This window comes from Crocosphaera sp. (assembly GCF_030064895.1).
GTDB lineage: Bacteria > Cyanobacteriota > Cyanobacteriia > Cyanobacteriales > Microcystaceae > Crocosphaera.
This window is the reverse complement of record NZ_JASJEB010000001.1, coordinates 79,747-97,245: the sequence shown is the minus strand read 5'-3', so window position 1 is coordinate 97,245 and position 17,499 is coordinate 79,747. Positions and strand designations below refer to the sequence as shown.

Sequence of the window (17,499 nt, the reverse complement as noted above, 5' to 3'; positions counted from 1 at the left end):
TTAACTGTTAACTGCTAACTGATGACTGATAATTGCTTAACTGGTAACTGCTTAACTGATGACTGCTAACTACTCAACTGTTCAACAAACTCAGAAATTTTAAGGATTAGGGGATGCACGTCATACCAACTAATCAACTCCTCATCATCATCGTAATAACTATATTGTAAAACACAACGATTAAATAATAGTTTACGATGTTCTTGATCGTTTTGAATTTGATGGGTTTCATGAACTTTTGCCAATAATGGCCATTGTTCATGTTCTACTGTTCTCCTGTAAACATCCCTTGCTTGAGTAATTGCTCGTTGTGCTGCTCTTTTTGTAATAGGTAAATCATCAATATAATTAAAAGCAGAGTCCATCAATAACATCAAATTACGCACATGGCCCCCAGTCATTAAACATAAATTATCAAGCAATTCTTTGCTTTCAAATATATCGCTTTCTAAGTTTTGATCTGGTGAAAATTGCTTAATTCTTTTACTAATAATTTCCTGAACTTTCTTAATTCCTGGATCATAAGGATTATTATTAACATCATAAACCCGAATCATAGGTAATACCATAAGATCCCCATCGTAGGACTCTCGTAAATCATTAGCACGATTAGAATAGACCATAGAAATAGGAATAGTATAGACTATATGACATTTTAATTTTTTTAGTTGTTCAGCACGATCCAAGAAAATTTCATCATGATTATTTTTATCTTCTCCGCGCATGATAGGAACAATGCGATCTAAATTATCCACCAACATCACCAATTTTTTATCTTGAGGCAAAGGTTTTTTCTCATTATCAATAAATTCGTTTAAAGCATCTAACAATGTAGCGGTATGAGGATTAATTTTCTCTCTAATTTTCTGTCGTTCACTAGGAATTCCCCGAATAGCAACAGACAACTTTCCAAAATACTTAATTAAATCTCCCGTTTCTAAAGTAGCGTCTCCTATCTCAATTTTCGTTAAGGATAAATCAATCAAATCTTGCCAACGTTCCTTTAACCAATTTTTTAATGGTGTAGAATTAGCTTCTTTTAATTCTTCGAGAAGATGACGAGTACAAGCGATTAAAATATCTGTATATTGAGCATCTTCTGGATCAATATCTTCTTGATCTGCGGCAAAATAGACTACAAAACAACCTTTATCTTCCAGATATTTTTTAAGTCTTAATAACTCCGTTGACTTCCCTCCCCCACGATGTCCAGCATACAATTGATAAGTATGTTTATTTTGAGGCGATTGTATAATTTTTTTTCCTAAGTCTCTATAAATATTTGCATCTGCTCTAAACTCAGTCAAATCTACATATAAATCACTACCAGCAGGTAAAGGAACCGGTTCAAAAGCATTAGCAAGGTTAGCAATTAAATCTTGAGACATGATGCAAAATTCTTGAATTTATATGACATATTCTAACACATTCCGTAGGGTGGGTTAGGCGCAGCATCAATTTTTCTGAAAAAATCATAAGTTTTTATCTGCGCTGTAACCCACCATTTTCAATATATAATTGACTGTACTTTTTTCTCAAAACTGTTGAAATATTACCCTAAAATTTAGTTTATATTTTCCTATTTATGCTCACTAAGATGGTGGGTTACGAAGTATTTTTATCTTCTGGTAATAACCTAAATTATAGCCTTCTAACCCACCCTACTTTCTGAAATGCCCACCTTACAAGATTAAGAAAGCTAAAGTGTAAATTTTTCTTGAAGACGTTCAGTAATTAATGAAATTTGTTGTTCAGGAGTTAATGAATCTAACTCATCAATCCCAATCATTACTTGTTTAGGTTGTTGTTTTTTGCGATCTAAATAAGCATAAAAAGCTTCTTTATCGTCTTTATGTTCAAGCAGATATTTTTTGAGTTCTTGATTAGTCATATTAGTATAATTGACAGATTTCATTAGAATACTTCTCCATTCGGGGTAATAACAATTTCAATGTTTTCTTGATGTCCTGCTAAGATAAATAAATTCTGATCTCGTTCATCGAGACGAATAATATGGATAGGTTGAAACATAACATTGGTTAATGTATAACTTAGCAGGTATAAACGTTTGAGTTGTGCTATGGTCGGATCATTCATTCCATCTATTATAGACGGTTTTTAGTTATTTCATTCTAACTATCCCATATTAAAAGGATAAAAAAGGTTTGTATCTTGAGGACAAAACCCCTTTCTAGCAATAAGTATTGGCAAAAATAGAATCAATTACATCAGAAACTTTACCATAAGTTAATGAGATTCCTCGTTTCTGTGTAATAACAGTGAAAAAAAGAACGAATATTCTATATTTAAAATAAATATTCAATAACAGAATTAGGAAATTGTTTCCTTAAAATAGGAAAAATAGGACAAGGTTTTTTACTCTGTAAATTAATGCTTGTATCTGCTTTAAAAACACTCCAACGAAAGGGGCCTTCTTTTGCAGCAGACATCCATAAAAGACGTTTTGCACGAGTCATTGCCACATAAAGTAAGCGATATTCTTCGGCTTTTTTCAGTTGTTGTGCTTCTTGCCACGCATCATCTGGGTTAGGAATAATTAAAGGATTTTCTGGGTTAATATATTGATGATGAACCGCAGCACGAATTTGTGCGCGAGATACTTCTGCTAAAGTAAATTCTCCTAAAAATTTTGCAGCAGTGGGAACCCAAGGATTACCGGGTAAAACGTCTTCATGGAGGAAAGGAAGAAACACATAATGCCAGTCTAAACCTTTTGATTTGTGCATGGTAATAATGGTTACTTGATTCTTTCTTGTATAACGTTCTTCGCTGTCTTCTTCTATCCCTTCAAACTGTTCTGAATTAATGATTTCTCTGAGAACATTTAAGATACTTTTTAAAGAAAATTTGCCAATTAATTCTTGACTAATTCTATCAGAAAGTTTCTGAACTGTCGCTAATTCTGCACCTGTATATTTTAAGGTCATTCCTAAGAAGGGAATCAGTTGATAATCTGGTAATTCTAATTTTGCTTGGAGGAGATTACAACAATAACGACGTGCTTCTAATACTGGTTTTTTCTGTTCAGGAATTAAGGGACTAGGATAAAGAAAATTTTCAGGATAAGTAGCTAAAATATTGAGGTCTTGTGAGGGAATTAAACCCCTATTTTGTAATATTTCTAAGGCATTTTTTAGATAGTCGGGAGAATGGGGTCTATCTATGAATTGTAATAGGTTTAAAATTTCGCTAGGAATCTGAGAAAATCTTTCTGATTCTCCTACTTCATAGACCCTTATTTTATGTTTTTTTGGTAAATCTTTCAGGTTTTCAGCTAGGAAACGTCCTTGACGATTTTCTCTGACTAAAATAGCTGCATTATGGTCAGGATTTTTGCTTAATAATTCAATAATTCTTTCCCGAATTAATTCAACTGTGTGATAAATATCATCGGGATAATAAAGTTCTAATCCTTCCCCAACTGCTTCGGGGTTAGCATTAGGTTGAGGATCATCTTTGCTAACGGTTTCAATATTTTGTAAGCGAAAGGGAATAACTTCTTTTTTATCTTCTTGAATATCAGAAATAAGCTGTTTTTGATCTTGTTTTTTAGCTTCAATTTGCCACTGCTGATTCACCCATTTTAAAACAAAGTTAGCTGCATCAATAATAATCTTGCTACTGCGTCCAGCTTGAGTCATTTCTGCTAATTTATCTTGACTCTTGCAAATCTCACAAAACCAATTAAAATAAACAGGATCAGCAGGAGTAAATGTAGAATTAATCGCCTGATTAGGATCACCCACACGAATTAAATTACAATCATTTTCCTTACTTGCTAAAGCAGAAATTAATCGTTCTTGTAAAGGACTAGAATCTTGTGCTTCATCTTCAAATACTGCAAATATTTGTTGTTGCCATACTTGTCTAATTTTCTGATTTTCTAGAACATTTAACGCCCCTAAAATCATGTCATCGTAATCAATAAAATCCAGCGATCGCATAACGGTTTGATATTGTTCATATAACCCGGCAGCAACAGCCAAAATATCATAATGTTTCTGGGAATAATGACTTAATTCCCACACTTTTTCTGGTCTTAATCCTGAACTTTTGGCCTCTCGGATAATAGTATGAGCAAGTTTAGGTAAAACTTCCGTTCTTAACACAGATTGACGGCGTAATTTTTCCGTTTCTTCTCCATCAAATTCTGAACCTTCTAATAATAGTTGATAACGCCGAGGATTGCCACTAATCCACCTTTCAACGGAACTACGAATTACCCGGTGACTAGGAGTAGGAATAATCACCGTTGATGTTTCTAAATTCAGTTGAGATAAGTCAGGGTTACGAGTAGCAATATTCAAGGCCAAACCGTGTAAAGTCTGTACCATAAACCCCGTTTGAGGTATCTTTAACTCCTTGAGACGTTCCTTGATTTTGGCCTTAATTCCAGCAGCAGCAGAGCGAGTATAAGTAACAATAATTAACTGGTTTCTAGGGTGTAGTTGATACTTTGCTATCATCATAGCAGCAGCTACGGCAAGACTGTGGGATTTCCCCGCCCCAGGAACCGCAGAAATTGCCATTTTTCCCCCTGTCCAACTGGCTAATTGTTGTTGTCCAGGCCGTAAACTATTCCGCAGTTCCTCTAATTTTATTGACAGGTTAGCAACAGACTCATTAGAAGTTAAATCAATGTTATTTTTCAAGGGTAAATCTAATTAATTAAAGCAACAATTTCTATTTTATATTATACTAAATAAATAGCAGCAATGCTTAGGTAAGGGCTTAATAATATTAAGTCCCTACTGACTTATGAATGCTGACTTAGTTGATCTTCCATGACTCAAAAAAAAGAAACCCAAATTCTCATCTTATCTTTAATCATAACCGCTACTATTTTAGGAGCAGGTTATTGGTATTTTACAAGAGGAAAAGAAGGAAATATTACCACAAATAATAGTCCAAAACCAACACAAACCATTAATAATCAATCTACTGTAAGTATAGGAAATGAATTATTAATTGCTGAGGATGATACTCCACAAAAAAAAGCCGGGATTGAGGCATTTAAAGAAGGAAATTATTCACAAGCGATCTCCCAATTTAAAACCTCTCTACAACTCCAACCTAATGATCCAGAAGCCCTCATTTATTTAAACAATGCTCAAGCTGCAAAAAACAACCCTATAAAAATTGCCGTAGTTCCATTGGTGGTAATTTAAACATAGCTAAAGAAATTTTAAGAGGGGTTGCCCAAGTACAAAATAAAGTTAATGAACAGGGCGGAATTAACGGAAAATTTCTACAAATTGCCATTATTAATGATAATAATAACCCTGAAATAGCCGCAGAAGTTGCCCAAAAATTAGTAAAAGATAATAGTATTTTAGCAGTAGTTGGTCATAATTCCAGTGATGCTACATTAGGGGCCGGACCAGTATATCAAAATAGTCAATTAGTGATGATTTCTCCCACAAGTGATGCTAAGAAAATATCTACATTAGGAGACTATATTTTTCGTACAGTTCCCAGTATTCGTTTCCAAGCAGATCAACTATCTCGTTACCTCATTAATACTGCAAAAAAAACCAATGTTGCTATCTGTTTTGATTCCAGTGCAGAATATAGTATATCCCTAAAAGAAGAATTCACTTCAGCTATTTTTGCCGATGGTGGCAAAGTAATAGAAATTAACTGTGATTTAGCCGATAAAAGTTTAAATTCTTTAGATAAAGTTGACCAAGCGATCGCTCAAGGTGCAGATAGTTTATTATTAATTCCAACGGTGAATAATATTAAAGCAGGAATTAGTATTGCTCAAGCTAATCAAAATCGTTTATTGCTGTTAGGAAGTGCTTCCCTTTATACCTTTGAAACACTCAAAGAAGGACAAAAGACTGTAGAAGGGATGGTTTTAGCCGTTCCCTGGCACCCTCAAGGAGTAGAAGATAATGGTAATGGATTTATCACCCAAGCAAGACAAATATGGGGTGGCGATGTAAATTGGCGCACAGCTTCTGCTTATGACGCAACAATGGTTATTGTGGCCGCTCTAAAAGAAGGAAATAGCGATCGCCAAACTATTCAAAAAAGTCTATCCAGTACTAATTTTTCCGTTGAAGGAGCAGCAGATGAAGTAAGATTTTTACCATCCGGCGATCGTAATGGTGGTTCTATTTTAATCACCATTACGCCTGGTTCAAAAAGCCGTACAGGATTCGATTTTGTTCCATTAAAATAAACTACGTTTTTTACTTTTAAATTACATAGAACTTATCATTAATTTTATTCCAATAAAGACAAAACATTTTTAGGATTCAACTTATCTTTAAACCAGATAACTTTTGCGGGAGTATCATTAAAATCAACTCCTGCTTTCTCTAAATTTAAACGTTCAGAAACAGCTAAAATAATGTTATCGTTATCAGCATTTTGCACTTGATAAAACTTCTTTCTTAAATATTCAGGTCGCCAATAACCCACAATTTCTAATAAATAATCTCTCCCATCGGGATGCACTAATCTAAAGTCAGGAATCATAACACTTCCAGGAATAGGAATTAAGTCAACTTCTCGCTCTAATTTCCAATCAGTTTTTAACTTTTCCCATCGTTTTGCAAATGATTCTTCTAACATACTATCGTAGGTTTTTCCGCGAGAATAATGGGTTACTAAACCACAATGATCGTCTAAATTAAAATAACTATTTTTGATTCCTCCTGTATAAGAATCTTTGGTTTGTAACTTGGTTTTTAGACTCCATTTACTGACATGAAGTAATGCAGGAATCATTTTTGCTAAGGATAAACCGTAACGGGTACTAGGTTTAAATAAACTGGTTGGGCCATCAATAGTAATGGTAAAACCTGTGTCAGCATCACCTTCAATATAGGCCATTAATTGAAACAATTTTAAATAACGAAATAACAATTTATATTCCCCAGGATCGTTACGATGAGCATTAATAACAATATAATTAGAACGGTAAAAAACTCCCTGAATTTGTGAGATGTTGTAGCGATGGATTAAGGTTTCTGGTTCCGGTGGTTCAAAGCTGGTTAAAATTCTATTTTCTTGTAAGTCTGCATATAATCCCCTTTCAATTTCACTGGGTAATACTTCTCTTTTTAATTCTTCTGTTAGTAAACTAGCTATTTTTTCCAATATTTTCGGTCTATTTTGTGGAATAGGTAAGGATTCAGCAGAACGACTAAATACTTTTTTTCTTAATTCTTTTGGTTCTAGGGGACTAACAATTTCAAAGGTAGAGAAATGATTTTTTAATAAGTGTGCCAACCCTCTTTTTACCCGATAATTAGGGTTATCTCCTTCTAATTCTGACAATTTTTCATTTAACTGTTTTTGGGTTTGATCGACACAGTTTAAAAAACAATCAATTTCCTCAGCCGCTAAACCGATTGTGCTATCATTTAAAGGTAAACGTTTAGGGATAATAGTATCTCCACTGTAACGATACATTAATAAATCTGAAGGTAACATAAGACATTTTATCTAGTTAGTTCTACAAAATTAACTGATCACTGTTAACTAATAAGCTATTGTGTTATTTTTGAATTGTTCAATGTAAGTTTTACATAAATTCTTAATAAATTGTCATATAGTACAAGTATCATCTCCTGACCTAGCCATGATAGAGATCAAAGCGACTATTTACCGTCCTTTAGAATGTCGTCCCGACAGTTATCAAAGTTGGTATCAACAGGGAAATAGATTCCGTATGGACCAACTTTTCTCGGAAGCGTTAATGTGTTACGAAAAAGCCTTAGAATATTATCCAAATGACTATTGGGCTTGGTATAAAAAGGGTATGACATTAGAAGAGTTAGGACGTTACGAAGAAGCTGTCGTCAGCTACGAAAATGCAGCTACCATAGAACCAAATAATTATTGGTCTTGGTACGATCAAGGCTGTGTGCATCTTGAAGAGTTAAAAGAGTACCAAAACGCCATTAACTGTTTCAAAAAGGCTTTATTGATTTATTCTAACGATTATTGGGCGCAATATCGTATCGCCGAAGCGTATCGTTTGTGGGAAAAATATTCCGAAGCGATCGCATCTTATGATCAAGCGTTAGCCATCAGACCGAATGATTATTGGTCATGGTATCGCAAGGGAGACTGTTTACGCCATCAAGGAGAGTTAGAAACAGCTTTAAGCAACTACGAAAAAGCCTTATTAATTAAACCCCGTGATTATTGGTCATGGTATCAAAAGGGAAAAATTTTCCAAAAATTAAACCGTTTTGATGAGGGAATTAATTGTTATCAAAAAGCCTTAGATGCAGAACCAAATGATCAATATGCTTGGTATTATCAAGGTCATTGTCATGGAGCTTTAAATAACAATGATGAAGCGATTAACTGCTTATTAGAAGCCATTGATATTGCCCCTAATACCATACTTGATCTTGCTAAAAATAACGAAATATTTAATAGTTATTGGCAAGATGAACGGTTAAGAGAGTTATTATAATATCAATTTCCTAAAGTAGGGGTCATTTCATTTATCATTTATCATTCGTTTGGAAGTAGGCTTGAAACCTCTCCCAAACTTCTTTCTCCCTAAAGGGAGAGACTTGAAACCAAAATGTTCAATGTGCGGAATGCACTGCCGCTTTCCACCTCGAATTGAATTCGAGGTGGGTCGGCAGTTCAATGTTCAATGTTTGGTCAACGGCCGTTGACCCCTATAAAACATTTGGGTAGGGGTTAAGGAATGTTAACTCCTAGAATATAAATATCTATAATCTAAGTTAATAAAAATGGGACAATAATATAGAATCTACAATATAGAATTAATTTTTTCTGTCATTCTACATTATCCATTATCCATTATTAATTATCTTGACAATAATCTTTCATTTTTGCTCCCAACTCTTGTTCTTTTTTACCCAGTTGTTGAACCTGTTGCTGCATTAACCTAGCTTTATCAATATCTTTATCATTCAAAGCAGCTACAAATTGACGAGTTGTATCGGCATTTCCTTGATAAATATCAGCAAAACCAATTTGATATTCTTGTAAATTTTCGTCTTCAATTTTTAATTGTTTCATTTGTTGGGAAGTTTCTTCAAAAATATCAGCTACTTGTAAAACTTTCTGTCTGTCTTCTGTTTGACGATAATTTTCGCTTTCTTCAGCCATTTTCTGGGTCAAAATTATAATTTTTCGACATTGAGAGATTTTAGTTTCAGCGCAACCTATTAAAAATAAGTTAACTAAAATTTGCAGAAAAGATAGGGAAGAAAATAGATACTTTTTGGGAGAATAATTTCTCATTTCAAGTTCCTCATTGTTTAAATATTTGAATAGTTTTGTAATCAGACCCCACATTAAAAATGGGGTGTTATTCTTGCTGATTTAAACAATTAACTAAAGTATGAATTAAATAAGTTAATTGTGTTAGTTGGTCTCTAGACTCTGTTTGAGCATCTACCAGGTTTTGGATCGACTCACTTAAAGCAAAAATTTGATAACCTTGTTGCTGTATTTGTTGTTCTTGTTCCTGCACTTGTTCAACAAGATTTTCCATTTTTGCAGCTAAACTTTCCATAGTTTCGGTAGTAGCAATAATAGTTTCTCCCATCTGTACTAAAATCGTTTCTAATTTTTGATTATTTTGAATCATTTTAGATAAATCTTCTAATTTTTATTAACTTAAACTCAATATTTAGGATTGACCATGACGTTTTTTGTGCCATCGCCAAGCATCATTAACAATGGTTTCAAGCTCAAAGTATTGAGGTTTCCAGCCTAAAATATTTCTAGCTTTTTCACTGCTTCCTACTAAGATTGGGGCATCTCCAGGACGGCGATCGCTTTCTTTAACCAAAAAATCTACCCCTGTTACTTTCTTGGCCATTTCAATAACTTCCCTAACAGAAAATCCGTTGCCATTACCTAGATTAAACATTTCACTTTGACCTCCATTTAAAAGATAGTCCAATCCTAAAACGTGGGCCGATGCTAAATCATTGACATGGATATAATCTCTAACAGCAGTACCATCAGGTGTTTCATAATCTGTCCCAAAAATAAAGAGATTATCTCTTTTTTTTAAAGCAGTTAATAAAGCGAGAGGAATTAAATGAGTTTCTGGGTTATGATCTTCCCCTAAATCCCCAGAAGTATCAGCCCCTGAAGCGTTAAAATAGCGGAATACAACAGACTTTAAGTCATAAGCTCGATCAAAATCTTGGAGAATTTTTTCTACCATATATTTACTAGAAGCATAAGCATTTAACGGGCTATTAGGATGCTTTTCTGTCATGGGAACTTCTTGGGGCATCCCATAAATAGCACAGGTAGAAGAAAAGACAAACTTATTAATATTAGCAGCTATCATCGCCTCCAATAAAGTTAAAGTTGCTGCCACATTATTTTGATAATAAATAGCCGGATTGCTCACCGACTCTCCCACAGCAATAAAAGCAGCAAAGTGCATGACAGCAGCAATATTTCTACTAGAAAATATCTCATCTAATAGGGTGCGATCATTGGTATCACCAACAATTAATTCAACCTTTAAAACATCTTTGACAATTTCAGGATGGCCATAGGAAAGGTTATCATAGACAATGACATTGTAGCCAGCTTTTTGTAAAGATAAAACAGCATGGGACCCGATATATCCGGCTCCTCCTGTAACCAAAACGGTGGGTTTGGGATCAGACACAAGCAACTCCTGAGAATGATTTAAGGGCAAGGCTCTAGGCCATCACACCTCATGAATTTCACTTAATTCAGGATAGGGCATTTTTCCTCTTAAGAAAAGGTAAAATTAAGGATCTTGGTTGTCCATTGTTTATTGTTGAATATTGCCTCTAGGACTCCCATTACACCAAGCTTGTTAACGACGAGATCAATGGTAACAAGTCCAAAAATATAACCCTTGCACAGTCTGCTGAGGACGTTCCTCCTTTAAGTGAAAAAAACGAAAAAGGCTGAAAGTAAGCTAAACTAAAGTTTTAGTACGTAAATTTAATAAAGGACAAGTCCTCCTATGGTTGCAACCCCAACAAAACCTAAATACGATATCAAAGACATAAATCTTGCTGCTCAAGGAAGACAACGCATTGACTGGGCTGCTCGTGAAATGCCTGTGTTGCGCCAGATTCAAGAACGTTTTGCTAAAGAAAAGCCTTTTGCTGGTATTCGTTTGACCGCTTGTTGCCACGTTACCACTGAAACCGCTAGTTTAGCAATTGCTCTTAAAGCAGGTGGTGCAGACGCATTACTCATCGCTAGTAACCCTTTATCTACTCAAGACGATGTAGCTGCTTGTTTAGTGGCTGATTATGGTATCCCTGTCTATGCTAAAAAAGGGGAAGACGACGCAACTTATCATAGTCATGTTCAAATAGCTTTAGACCATCGCCCCAACATTATCATTGATGATGGTAGTGATGTGGTTGCGACTTTGATCAAAGAGCGTCAACATCAGATGGAAGATATCATCGGTACCACCGAAGAAACCACCACCGGTATCGTTCGCCTCTTAGCGATGCTGAAAGATGGGGTTCTCACCTTCCCTGCCATGAACGTTAACGATGCTGATACCAAGCATTTCTTTGATAACCGCTACGGAACCGGTCAATCTACCCTTGACGGTATTATCCGCGCCACCAACGTCCTCTTAGCTGGTAAAGTTGCTGTAGTTGCTGGTTACGGTTGGTGTGGTAAAGGGGTAGCAATGCGCGCCCGTGGCCTCGGTGCTAATGTAATTGTTACAGAAATTGACCCTGTAAGAGCCATTGAAGCTGCTATGGATGGCTTCCGTGTTATGCCCATGGCCGAAGCTGCTCAACAAGGAGATATTTTCATCACTGTAACCGGTAACAAGCACGTTATCCGTCCCGAACATTTTGAAGTTATGAAAGACGGAGCGATGGTTTGTAACTCTGGTCACTTCGATATTGAAATTGACTTAGAATCTTTGGGTGCAAAAGCTTCTGACGTTAAGGAAGTTCGTAACTTTACTCAAAAATATACTCTACCCAATGGTAAAGCTATTGTTGTCCTTGGAGAAGGTCGTTTAATCAACTTAGCTGCTGCTGAAGGACACCCCAGCGCGGTAATGGATATGAGTTTTGCTAACCAAGCTCTTGCTTGCGAATACTTGGTACAGAATAAAGGTAAATTAGAACCCGGTATCTACAATATTCCTCAAGAAGTGGATAAAGACATTGCTCGCTTAAAACTGAAAGCGATGGGCATTGAAATTGATACTTTAACCGCCGATCAAGAAGAATACATCAATTCTTGGACTGTTGGAACTTAATTTCAATAAGACTGACGGCAAATAACACTGTGTATCTAGTGTTTTTGTTTTAATTTTCAAGTATTTTCGGGTAGGTCATTCCTACCCCTTTTTTGTATGGTATATTGATTTTCAATCTTTTTAAATTTTCCAATAACACCATTATGGCAAAATTATCAGTAGAATTACATCGTTATTTTTTTGAGGAAGAACGCTCCTCAGATATAAAATTAATTGATATCTTAGAGTTAGCTGGAGAACGGGTTTTTGGCTTTTTATTCGTCATTCTAGCCTTACCTTCTGCTTTACCAGTTCCGGCACCTGGTTATTCTATTCCCTTTGGAATTTTGATGTTTTTGTTGGCTATTCAACTGATTGCAGGCTCAAAAATTCCTTGGCTTCCTCAAAAAATGATGAAAGGATCAATGAAGTTAACAACTGTCCAAGCTTTTCTTAAAAAAGGTAATCCTTGGTTAAAAAAAATTGAAGCCTTAACTCGTCCCAGAATGAGCTATATTTGTACCAGTTTTCCTGGCAGAATTATTATTGGAGTTGCCATCGCTTTAATGTCCATTTCTATGATGATTCCTATTCCTGGAACTAATACTTTACCTGCGATCGGTATTTTTGTAACGGCTTTTGGACTACAAGAAGACGATGGTTTTATTAGTTTAGGAGGGTTGGTTATTTGTTGTCTTGCTGCTGTTCTTTCTACTTCTATTATTATGGTTGCTATTTGGGGAGGAACTAGCTTAGTTGATGTTATTAAAGACGCTTTATAAAACTACTTGTTATTGTTGACAGTCTGTAGGGGTTTAGCAATGCTAAATCCCTCTCCACATATCTAATACTAAATCCCCTTGCTATACCCCCTTTTAAATTCCATAGCTTACAACTTGAAAAACCTCCTGCCTGCTGCCTCCTACCCACTGCCTCTTCTAGAAAATAAGATAGGTTTGAGAGTACGGATTTGGTATAACTTGTCATTGCAAGGTACGAGAAGTCTCATTAAAATACTTCAAGAGATAATATTATGAAATATTCTATTCAAGAACATTATCAAAAATTAGCTAGACAGTACGACGATTTTTGGGGAAATTCCTCAGATTTTATTGAATTTTTAAGCAAGAAAATCATTGAAAATTTACAGTTAAAATCTACAGATAATTTAGTTGATCTCGGCTGTGGAACAGGTATTTTTAGTAAAGGTATCGCCTCACAAATAAAATTAGAAAATAAAATAATTTGTGTTGATCCTTCTGATAAAATGCTCTCAAAAATACCAAAAAATAGTTCTTATCAACCTCTGGTTCAAGATGCTGTAGAATTCGCTAATGAACCAGGAAAATACGATAAAATTTTAATTAAAGAAATGATTCATCATATAGATGACAAAGAAAGATTATTACAAGGATTATTTGATAGATTAAATGAACAAGGAATATTATTAATTATTTTGCTTCCTCCTACTATTGAATATCCTTTATTTCAACAAGCTTTGTCTGTTTATGAATCTGTACAACCCAATTATAATGATTTAGTTAATATCTTTGAAAAAATTGGGTTTAAAACTAAAGTTAATTTTGTAGAATATGCTGTTTCTATTCCCAAAGAAAACTACTTCAATATGGTTAAAAATCGTTATATGTCTTTATTATCTAGATTTAATGATCAAGAACTTAAGCAAGGATTAATAGAAATGACAGAAAAATATGCTAGTTTATCTAACTTAGAATTTTGCGATCGTTTTGTTTTCCTATTAGGTCAAAAATAAGCCAATGTTAACTCCTTATCAACAAGCGATCGCTAATCTTTATAATCAACGTAGTGGCACTTATGATCAAGGTGATTTTCATCCGAAACTGGTTGATTTATTACTAAGTTATCTTGATGTTAAACCTCAGCAAAATGTCTTAGATATTGCCACAGGAACAGGTTTAATGGCTGTTGAATGTTCTAAAAAAGTAGGGGACTATGGTTATGTTATCGGAGTTGATATTGCCGAATTAATGCTAAAAAAAGCCCAAGAAAAAGCCCAAATTTTAAACTTAAATAACCTAGAATTTTTAGAAGCAGATATAGAAAATTTAGAATTACCTAAGCAAAAGTTTGAGAGAATAAGTTGTTGTGCTGCCATGGTTATGTTTAATGATATTAGTAATCTTCTAAATCGTTGTTATGATTGGCTAAAATTGGGAGGTAAAATAGGGTTTAATTATTGGTCAGAAACTTCTTTTATTGAAGGATATACCTTGAGTAAAATTGCTCCTAAATATAACATTAATTTTCCCCATTGGCACAAAAAAATAGGTTCAAAAGAAACTTGTTATAATCTTCTCAAAAGTGTTGGATTCAAAAACATAGAAATTCATCAAGATCAATTAGGTCATTATGTTAATTTGGAAACTGTAAAAAATAAATGGCAAATGATGATTAATTTCCCCGTTAATAATAATAATCTCTTTCCTTTTCAAACCCTTTCAAAAGAAAAATTAGAAGCTGCAAAACTGGATTATTATCAAGAATTAGAAACAAGATTAACCCCTAAAGGAATCTGGAATGAGATCATGACACTAACAGTTATTGCTGAAAAATAAAATTATAATTTTATATTAAAACTTCGAGCAATATAGCTACTTCTGAGAGGGAATAGAAAACTAGCAACAGGGTTTTATTTTGATGCTAAATTATTATAAACCTGAGTTCGATATAAGGAAATTTATAAAAAACTACTCAAAATCAAGAGTCTTAAACCCTTCTTTTCTCATGGAAAAAACTTCAACTCCTAACTCCTAACTCTTAAGATTAATTATTTACAAAATTTTACATATTGAGCTTATAAATTGATATATTTAGATACATTGAAGATATTATTTGATGAGGTTATATAATTTAGGAAAAAATAATTATTCATTATCAAAATCAAAGAGATAATTATGGTTGATATTGATTCAAGTCAGTGGAAAAGTGGCTTACTTAGTCCTTCAGAAATTCTCTCGAAAAATGATTTAATCCCTTTAACCAGTAGACCTTCAGGAAACCCCATTTGGAAAAGTAATAATCCTGAACAATTTACTAGCGATGGGTGGTTGATGCAAAACTCCAGGGATGGAGAACGAGGAAGTCGAAGATATACTAATCTTAGTGGTTCTTTTGCAATCTATTTATTTCACATTAACCAAACCTCCAGAAATAAGTTTTTACACCTTCTTGCCACCAACCCAGGAAATAGTACACTAACTTTAAGCGGTAGTGGTTCGATGTTAAATAATAGAGATTTTCCCCTTCCCCCTCCCCCCACCAGACGAGGCAAAGGACAAAGTTATCAAGTTGCCAGAGACTGGCTTGATAACAGTCCTAGAGTATCCTTTAATGGCATTAATATCCAACCAGCTAAAGCATCTGAAATCGATCGCATTAGGTTAAGTCCGAAAAATATGGTCGATGGTCGTTTTGAACTAACTGCCAGCAATAGTGTGTTTATCTACAACGTTATTACCTCCACTGGGAATTTTAATGATGCGGTCAATCTTTCTCAACGATCTGCAGCCCAGGGAATAATTGTCAGTCCAGGAACGGGACGACTAGGCCGAGAAGGGGGAATTTCTCGCCATTCCCTCTGGTCTGAGACAATAACGGCAGAAATTCCCGTTACACCATCATATTTAGGCTTAGAATTGAATACGAGGCAACAAACTACTGATTACTTAATGCGTTTGGGAGACTCTTCTTTTGAGACTTTTGGTAATTACGGTCATAAATATGATCTAACTATCACCTTGACTAATTCTTCTAATTCTCCTCGTAATGTTCGTCTGTCTTTTGCTTCTAACGATACTTCTGCATCGGTGGGTTCTCTTTATAATGGTCCAATTCGTCTTAATAATCGAATCATAGACGTACTCAATACCCCCAGTGAACCATCACAAACCCTGCAAACATTTACAGTCAATCCCTCGACAACAATTAATATCTCCTTAGAATTCTATATCCCAGGACTAATTACTATTGGACAACAACTTATCCTGGAATCGATTACTTGATCAACATTTTTGGTGACAAAAGTATCTGGACAAAAATAAAAAAAGAAACTTGAGACTAAGATCAACTTTTCAATCAGCAACATCTAAGTAACAGTGGCAATTTGGCTTTTCAATTGTAGATTGAGCGATCGCATTTAATGCCGTTCCTGCTAATAATCCGCCCCCAAAAGTTCCTGAAATAGTAATAAAAGGTACGTCAGAACCCATTAGCAAGCGTTTAGCAGCAGGAGCATGACTAAAGCCAACGGGCATCCCAATAACTAAAGCAGGTTTTAATTGTCTATTTTTTACTGCTTGACAGATACTTACTAATATAGATGGAGCATAGCCGACGACTATAATACAGCCAGGTTCTAGGTGGAGTAATTTTTGTTGCCAAGGTTTGCTATGGAAAAATTCTTGTTCAGCTTCGGCAGCACTGACGATGTGCGGATTGTCGATTAAGGTGTCGACACGACATCCGAGATGGGCAAGACGAGGACGATCTAAAATAGCAGTGAGTGCCTGAACATCTCCAATGATCTGACAGCCAGATTTTAGTTGGGAGCGAGCAGCAGCGATCGCCTGCTTACTAATTTTGAGAAAATGCACCAAACTTACATCTCCACAGGCTAGTACCAGTTGAGAAATTAAATCAACTTCAATTTCAGATCGCCCCGATAAATCGGGTAAAAGATTTTCTAGAGATTCTTCAAACGCTTCTGGGTGAGCTAGTATCGAGTCATCAAAAGCTTTCCAAAGAGAATCCATTGGATCTAACTCATCCTCTAACTCAACGGGATCAACATTCAACTGCTTTATTTGGGCAATTGTCTTTGCTTGAACAGTTTGACAAGAGTGATCGCCCCCTAGTAATCTTTCTAATGCTGATGCTGTTTGTCGTAGTCGAGTTATCTGTTGGATAATCGAATAGTAATGCTGCTGTAGTCGAGTGAGCAGCGTAACATTTGCTTCTGGTTCTGATTGATTTTCTAGTAGCTTGCGGATATGTTCTAATTGAAATCCTTGTTGTTTGAGTGCCACAATCCATCGTAGATACTGGACATGGTTTTGGGTATACAGACGGTAGTTACTCGGGGATCTAATGGCTTCGGGTAGTAAACCTATTTGATGATAGTGACGCACCATGCGGGGCGTTATTCCTCCTCCTACTGTCTCCGTAAGTTTTTTAATAGTTAAGTATTCAGTAGACATTTAAGGCAATTATTG

At 35.1% G+C, this 17,499-nt stretch carries 17 protein-coding genes; 8 read left to right on the top strand and 9 right to left on the bottom strand.

All coding sequences use genetic code 11. From position 1 onward, the window contains the following. Positions 1-65: 65 nt before the first annotated feature. The 4 genes from QNJ66_RS00480 to QNJ66_RS00465 form a co-directional block, all read right to left on the bottom strand. Positions 66-1,388, bottom strand: coding sequence for an AAA family ATPase (locus QNJ66_RS00480; RefSeq protein WP_300501917.1), 1,323 nt, complete (start codon positions 1,386-1,388; stop codon positions 66-68). Between the two features lie 311 nt (positions 1,389-1,699). Next, positions 1,700-1,915 carry a hypothetical protein gene (locus QNJ66_RS00475; protein WP_300501915.1) on the bottom strand — a complete coding sequence of 72 codons (216 nt, stop codon included), beginning with the start codon at positions 1,913-1,915 and terminating at the stop codon, positions 1,700-1,702. Next, positions 1,915-2,097 (bottom strand): hypothetical protein, encoded by a 183-nt coding sequence (locus QNJ66_RS00470; protein ID WP_300501914.1) that lies wholly within the window; start codon positions 2,095-2,097, stop codon positions 1,915-1,917. The genes QNJ66_RS00475 and QNJ66_RS00470 overlap by 1 nt, the downstream gene beginning before the upstream one ends. A 209-nt stretch (positions 2,098-2,306) precedes the next feature. Next, positions 2,307-4,661 carry an ATP-dependent helicase gene (locus tag QNJ66_RS00465; RefSeq protein ID WP_300501971.1) on the bottom strand — a complete coding sequence of 785 codons (2,355 nt, stop codon included), beginning with the start codon at positions 4,659-4,661 and terminating at the stop codon, positions 2,307-2,309. A gap of 144 nt (positions 4,662-4,805) precedes the next feature. Here QNJ66_RS00465 and QNJ66_RS00460 point away from each other — a divergent pair, with 144 nt between their 5' ends. After that, complete coding sequence (locus tag QNJ66_RS00460) at positions 4,806-5,189, top strand: hypothetical protein (RefSeq protein ID WP_300501912.1); 384 nt, start codon at positions 4,806-4,808, stop codon at positions 5,187-5,189. Next, complete coding sequence (locus QNJ66_RS00455) at positions 5,174-6,208, top strand: ABC transporter substrate-binding protein (RefSeq protein WP_366146265.1); 1,035 nt, start codon at positions 5,174-5,176, stop codon at positions 6,206-6,208. The genes QNJ66_RS00460 and QNJ66_RS00455 overlap by 16 nt, the downstream gene beginning before the upstream one ends. A gap of 44 nt (positions 6,209-6,252) precedes the next feature. Here the strand turns inward: QNJ66_RS00455 and QNJ66_RS00450 are convergent, their stop codons facing one another. Then, positions 6,253-7,467 carry a DUF790 family protein gene (locus QNJ66_RS00450; RefSeq protein WP_300501910.1) on the bottom strand — a complete coding sequence of 405 codons (1,215 nt, stop codon included), beginning with the start codon at positions 7,465-7,467 and terminating at the stop codon, positions 6,253-6,255. A 148-nt stretch (positions 7,468-7,615) separates the two neighbouring features. Here QNJ66_RS00450 and QNJ66_RS00445 point away from each other — a divergent pair, with 148 nt between their 5' ends. After that, positions 7,616-8,461 carry a tetratricopeptide repeat protein gene (locus QNJ66_RS00445; RefSeq protein WP_300501909.1) on the top strand — a complete coding sequence of 282 codons (846 nt, stop codon included), beginning with the start codon at positions 7,616-7,618 and terminating at the stop codon, positions 8,459-8,461. A 362-nt stretch (positions 8,462-8,823) separates the two neighbouring features. Here QNJ66_RS00445 and QNJ66_RS00440 read toward each other — a convergent pair whose 3' ends face one another. The 3 genes from QNJ66_RS00440 to galE form a co-directional block, all read right to left on the bottom strand. Further along, a complete protein-coding gene (locus QNJ66_RS00440; protein ID WP_300501907.1) occupies positions 8,824-9,267 on the bottom strand; it encodes a hypothetical protein in 444 nt (147 codons plus the stop codon). 67 nt (positions 9,268-9,334) lie between these two features. Next, positions 9,335-9,616, bottom strand: a complete 282-nt coding sequence (locus tag QNJ66_RS00435; protein WP_300501905.1) for a hypothetical protein — start codon at positions 9,614-9,616, stop codon at positions 9,335-9,337. A gap of 42 nt (positions 9,617-9,658) precedes the next feature. After that, entirely contained in the window at positions 9,659-10,663 is a 1,005-nt protein-coding gene (gene galE, locus QNJ66_RS00430) for a UDP-glucose 4-epimerase GalE (protein WP_300501903.1), read from the bottom strand. A 327-nt stretch (positions 10,664-10,990) separates the two neighbouring features. On the opposite strand from galE, the gene ahcY reads away from it, so the two are divergent. The 5 genes from ahcY to QNJ66_RS00405 all read left to right on the top strand — a co-directional run bounded on the left by ahcY (position 10,991) and on the right by QNJ66_RS00405 (position 16,290). Beyond that, positions 10,991-12,268 (top strand): adenosylhomocysteinase, encoded by a 1,278-nt coding sequence (gene ahcY / locus QNJ66_RS00425; RefSeq protein ID WP_300501902.1) that lies wholly within the window; start codon positions 10,991-10,993, stop codon positions 12,266-12,268. Between the two features lie 143 nt (positions 12,269-12,411). Beyond that, a complete protein-coding gene (locus QNJ66_RS00420) occupies positions 12,412-13,029 on the top strand; it encodes an exopolysaccharide biosynthesis protein (RefSeq protein ID WP_300501901.1) in 618 nt (205 codons plus the stop codon). Positions 13,030-13,280: 251 nt separating this feature from the next. Continuing rightward, the gene (locus QNJ66_RS00415; RefSeq protein ID WP_300501899.1) at positions 13,281-14,021 is read left to right on the top strand and encodes a class I SAM-dependent methyltransferase; all 741 of its coding nucleotides are present in this window, start codon (positions 13,281-13,283) and stop codon (positions 14,019-14,021) included. A 4-nt stretch (positions 14,022-14,025) separates the two neighbouring features. Continuing rightward, complete coding sequence (locus tag QNJ66_RS00410; RefSeq protein ID WP_300501898.1) at positions 14,026-14,844, top strand: methyltransferase domain-containing protein; 819 nt, start codon at positions 14,026-14,028, stop codon at positions 14,842-14,844. 339 nt (positions 14,845-15,183) lie between these two features. Beyond that, positions 15,184-16,290 carry a DUF3370 family protein gene (locus tag QNJ66_RS00405; RefSeq protein ID WP_300501896.1) on the top strand — a complete coding sequence of 369 codons (1,107 nt, stop codon included), beginning with the start codon at positions 15,184-15,186 and terminating at the stop codon, positions 16,288-16,290. Between the two features lie 69 nt (positions 16,291-16,359). On the opposite strand, the gene QNJ66_RS00400 is transcribed toward QNJ66_RS00405, so the two are convergent. After that, a complete protein-coding gene (locus QNJ66_RS00400) occupies positions 16,360-17,484 on the bottom strand; it encodes a precorrin-8X methylmutase (RefSeq protein WP_300501894.1) in 1,125 nt (374 codons plus the stop codon). Positions 17,485-17,499: the final 15 nt, after the last annotated feature.

Bases quoted from the DNA above. Each gene is read 5' to 3' on its own strand.
- ahcY (WP_300501902.1), top strand. From the start codon at position 10,991: ATGGTTGCAACCCCAACAAAACCTAAATACGATATCAAAGACATAAAT.
- QNJ66_RS00480 (WP_300501917.1), bottom strand. From the start codon at position 1,388: ATGTCTCAAGATTTAATTGCTAACCTTGCTAATGCTTTTGAACCGGTT.
- QNJ66_RS00460 (WP_300501912.1), top strand. From the start codon at position 4,806: ATGACTCAAAAAAAAGAAACCCAAATTCTCATCTTATCTTTAATCATA.
- QNJ66_RS00435 (WP_300501905.1), bottom strand. From the start codon at position 9,616: ATGATTCAAAATAATCAAAAATTAGAAACGATTTTAGTACAGATGGGA.
- QNJ66_RS00410 (WP_300501898.1), top strand. From the start codon at position 14,026: ATGTTAACTCCTTATCAACAAGCGATCGCTAATCTTTATAATCAACGT.
- QNJ66_RS00400 (WP_300501894.1), bottom strand. From the start codon at position 17,484: ATGTCTACTGAATACTTAACTATTAAAAAACTTACGGAGACAGTAGGA.
- QNJ66_RS00415 (WP_300501899.1), top strand. From the start codon at position 13,281: ATGAAATATTCTATTCAAGAACATTATCAAAAATTAGCTAGACAGTAC.
- QNJ66_RS00445 (WP_300501909.1), top strand. From the start codon at position 7,616: ATGATAGAGATCAAAGCGACTATTTACCGTCCTTTAGAATGTCGTCCC.
- QNJ66_RS00450 (WP_300501910.1), bottom strand. From the start codon at position 7,467: ATGTTACCTTCAGATTTATTAATGTATCGTTACAGTGGAGATACTATT.
- QNJ66_RS00405 (WP_300501896.1), top strand. From the start codon at position 15,184: ATGGTTGATATTGATTCAAGTCAGTGGAAAAGTGGCTTACTTAGTCCT.
- QNJ66_RS00470 (WP_300501914.1), bottom strand. From the start codon at position 2,097: ATGAATGATCCGACCATAGCACAACTCAAACGTTTATACCTGCTAAGT.
- QNJ66_RS00420 (WP_300501901.1), top strand. From the start codon at position 12,412: ATGGCAAAATTATCAGTAGAATTACATCGTTATTTTTTTGAGGAAGAA.
- QNJ66_RS00475 (WP_300501915.1), bottom strand. From the start codon at position 1,915: ATGAAATCTGTCAATTATACTAATATGACTAATCAAGAACTCAAAAAA.
- QNJ66_RS00440 (WP_300501907.1), bottom strand. From the start codon at position 9,267: ATGAGAAATTATTCTCCCAAAAAGTATCTATTTTCTTCCCTATCTTTT.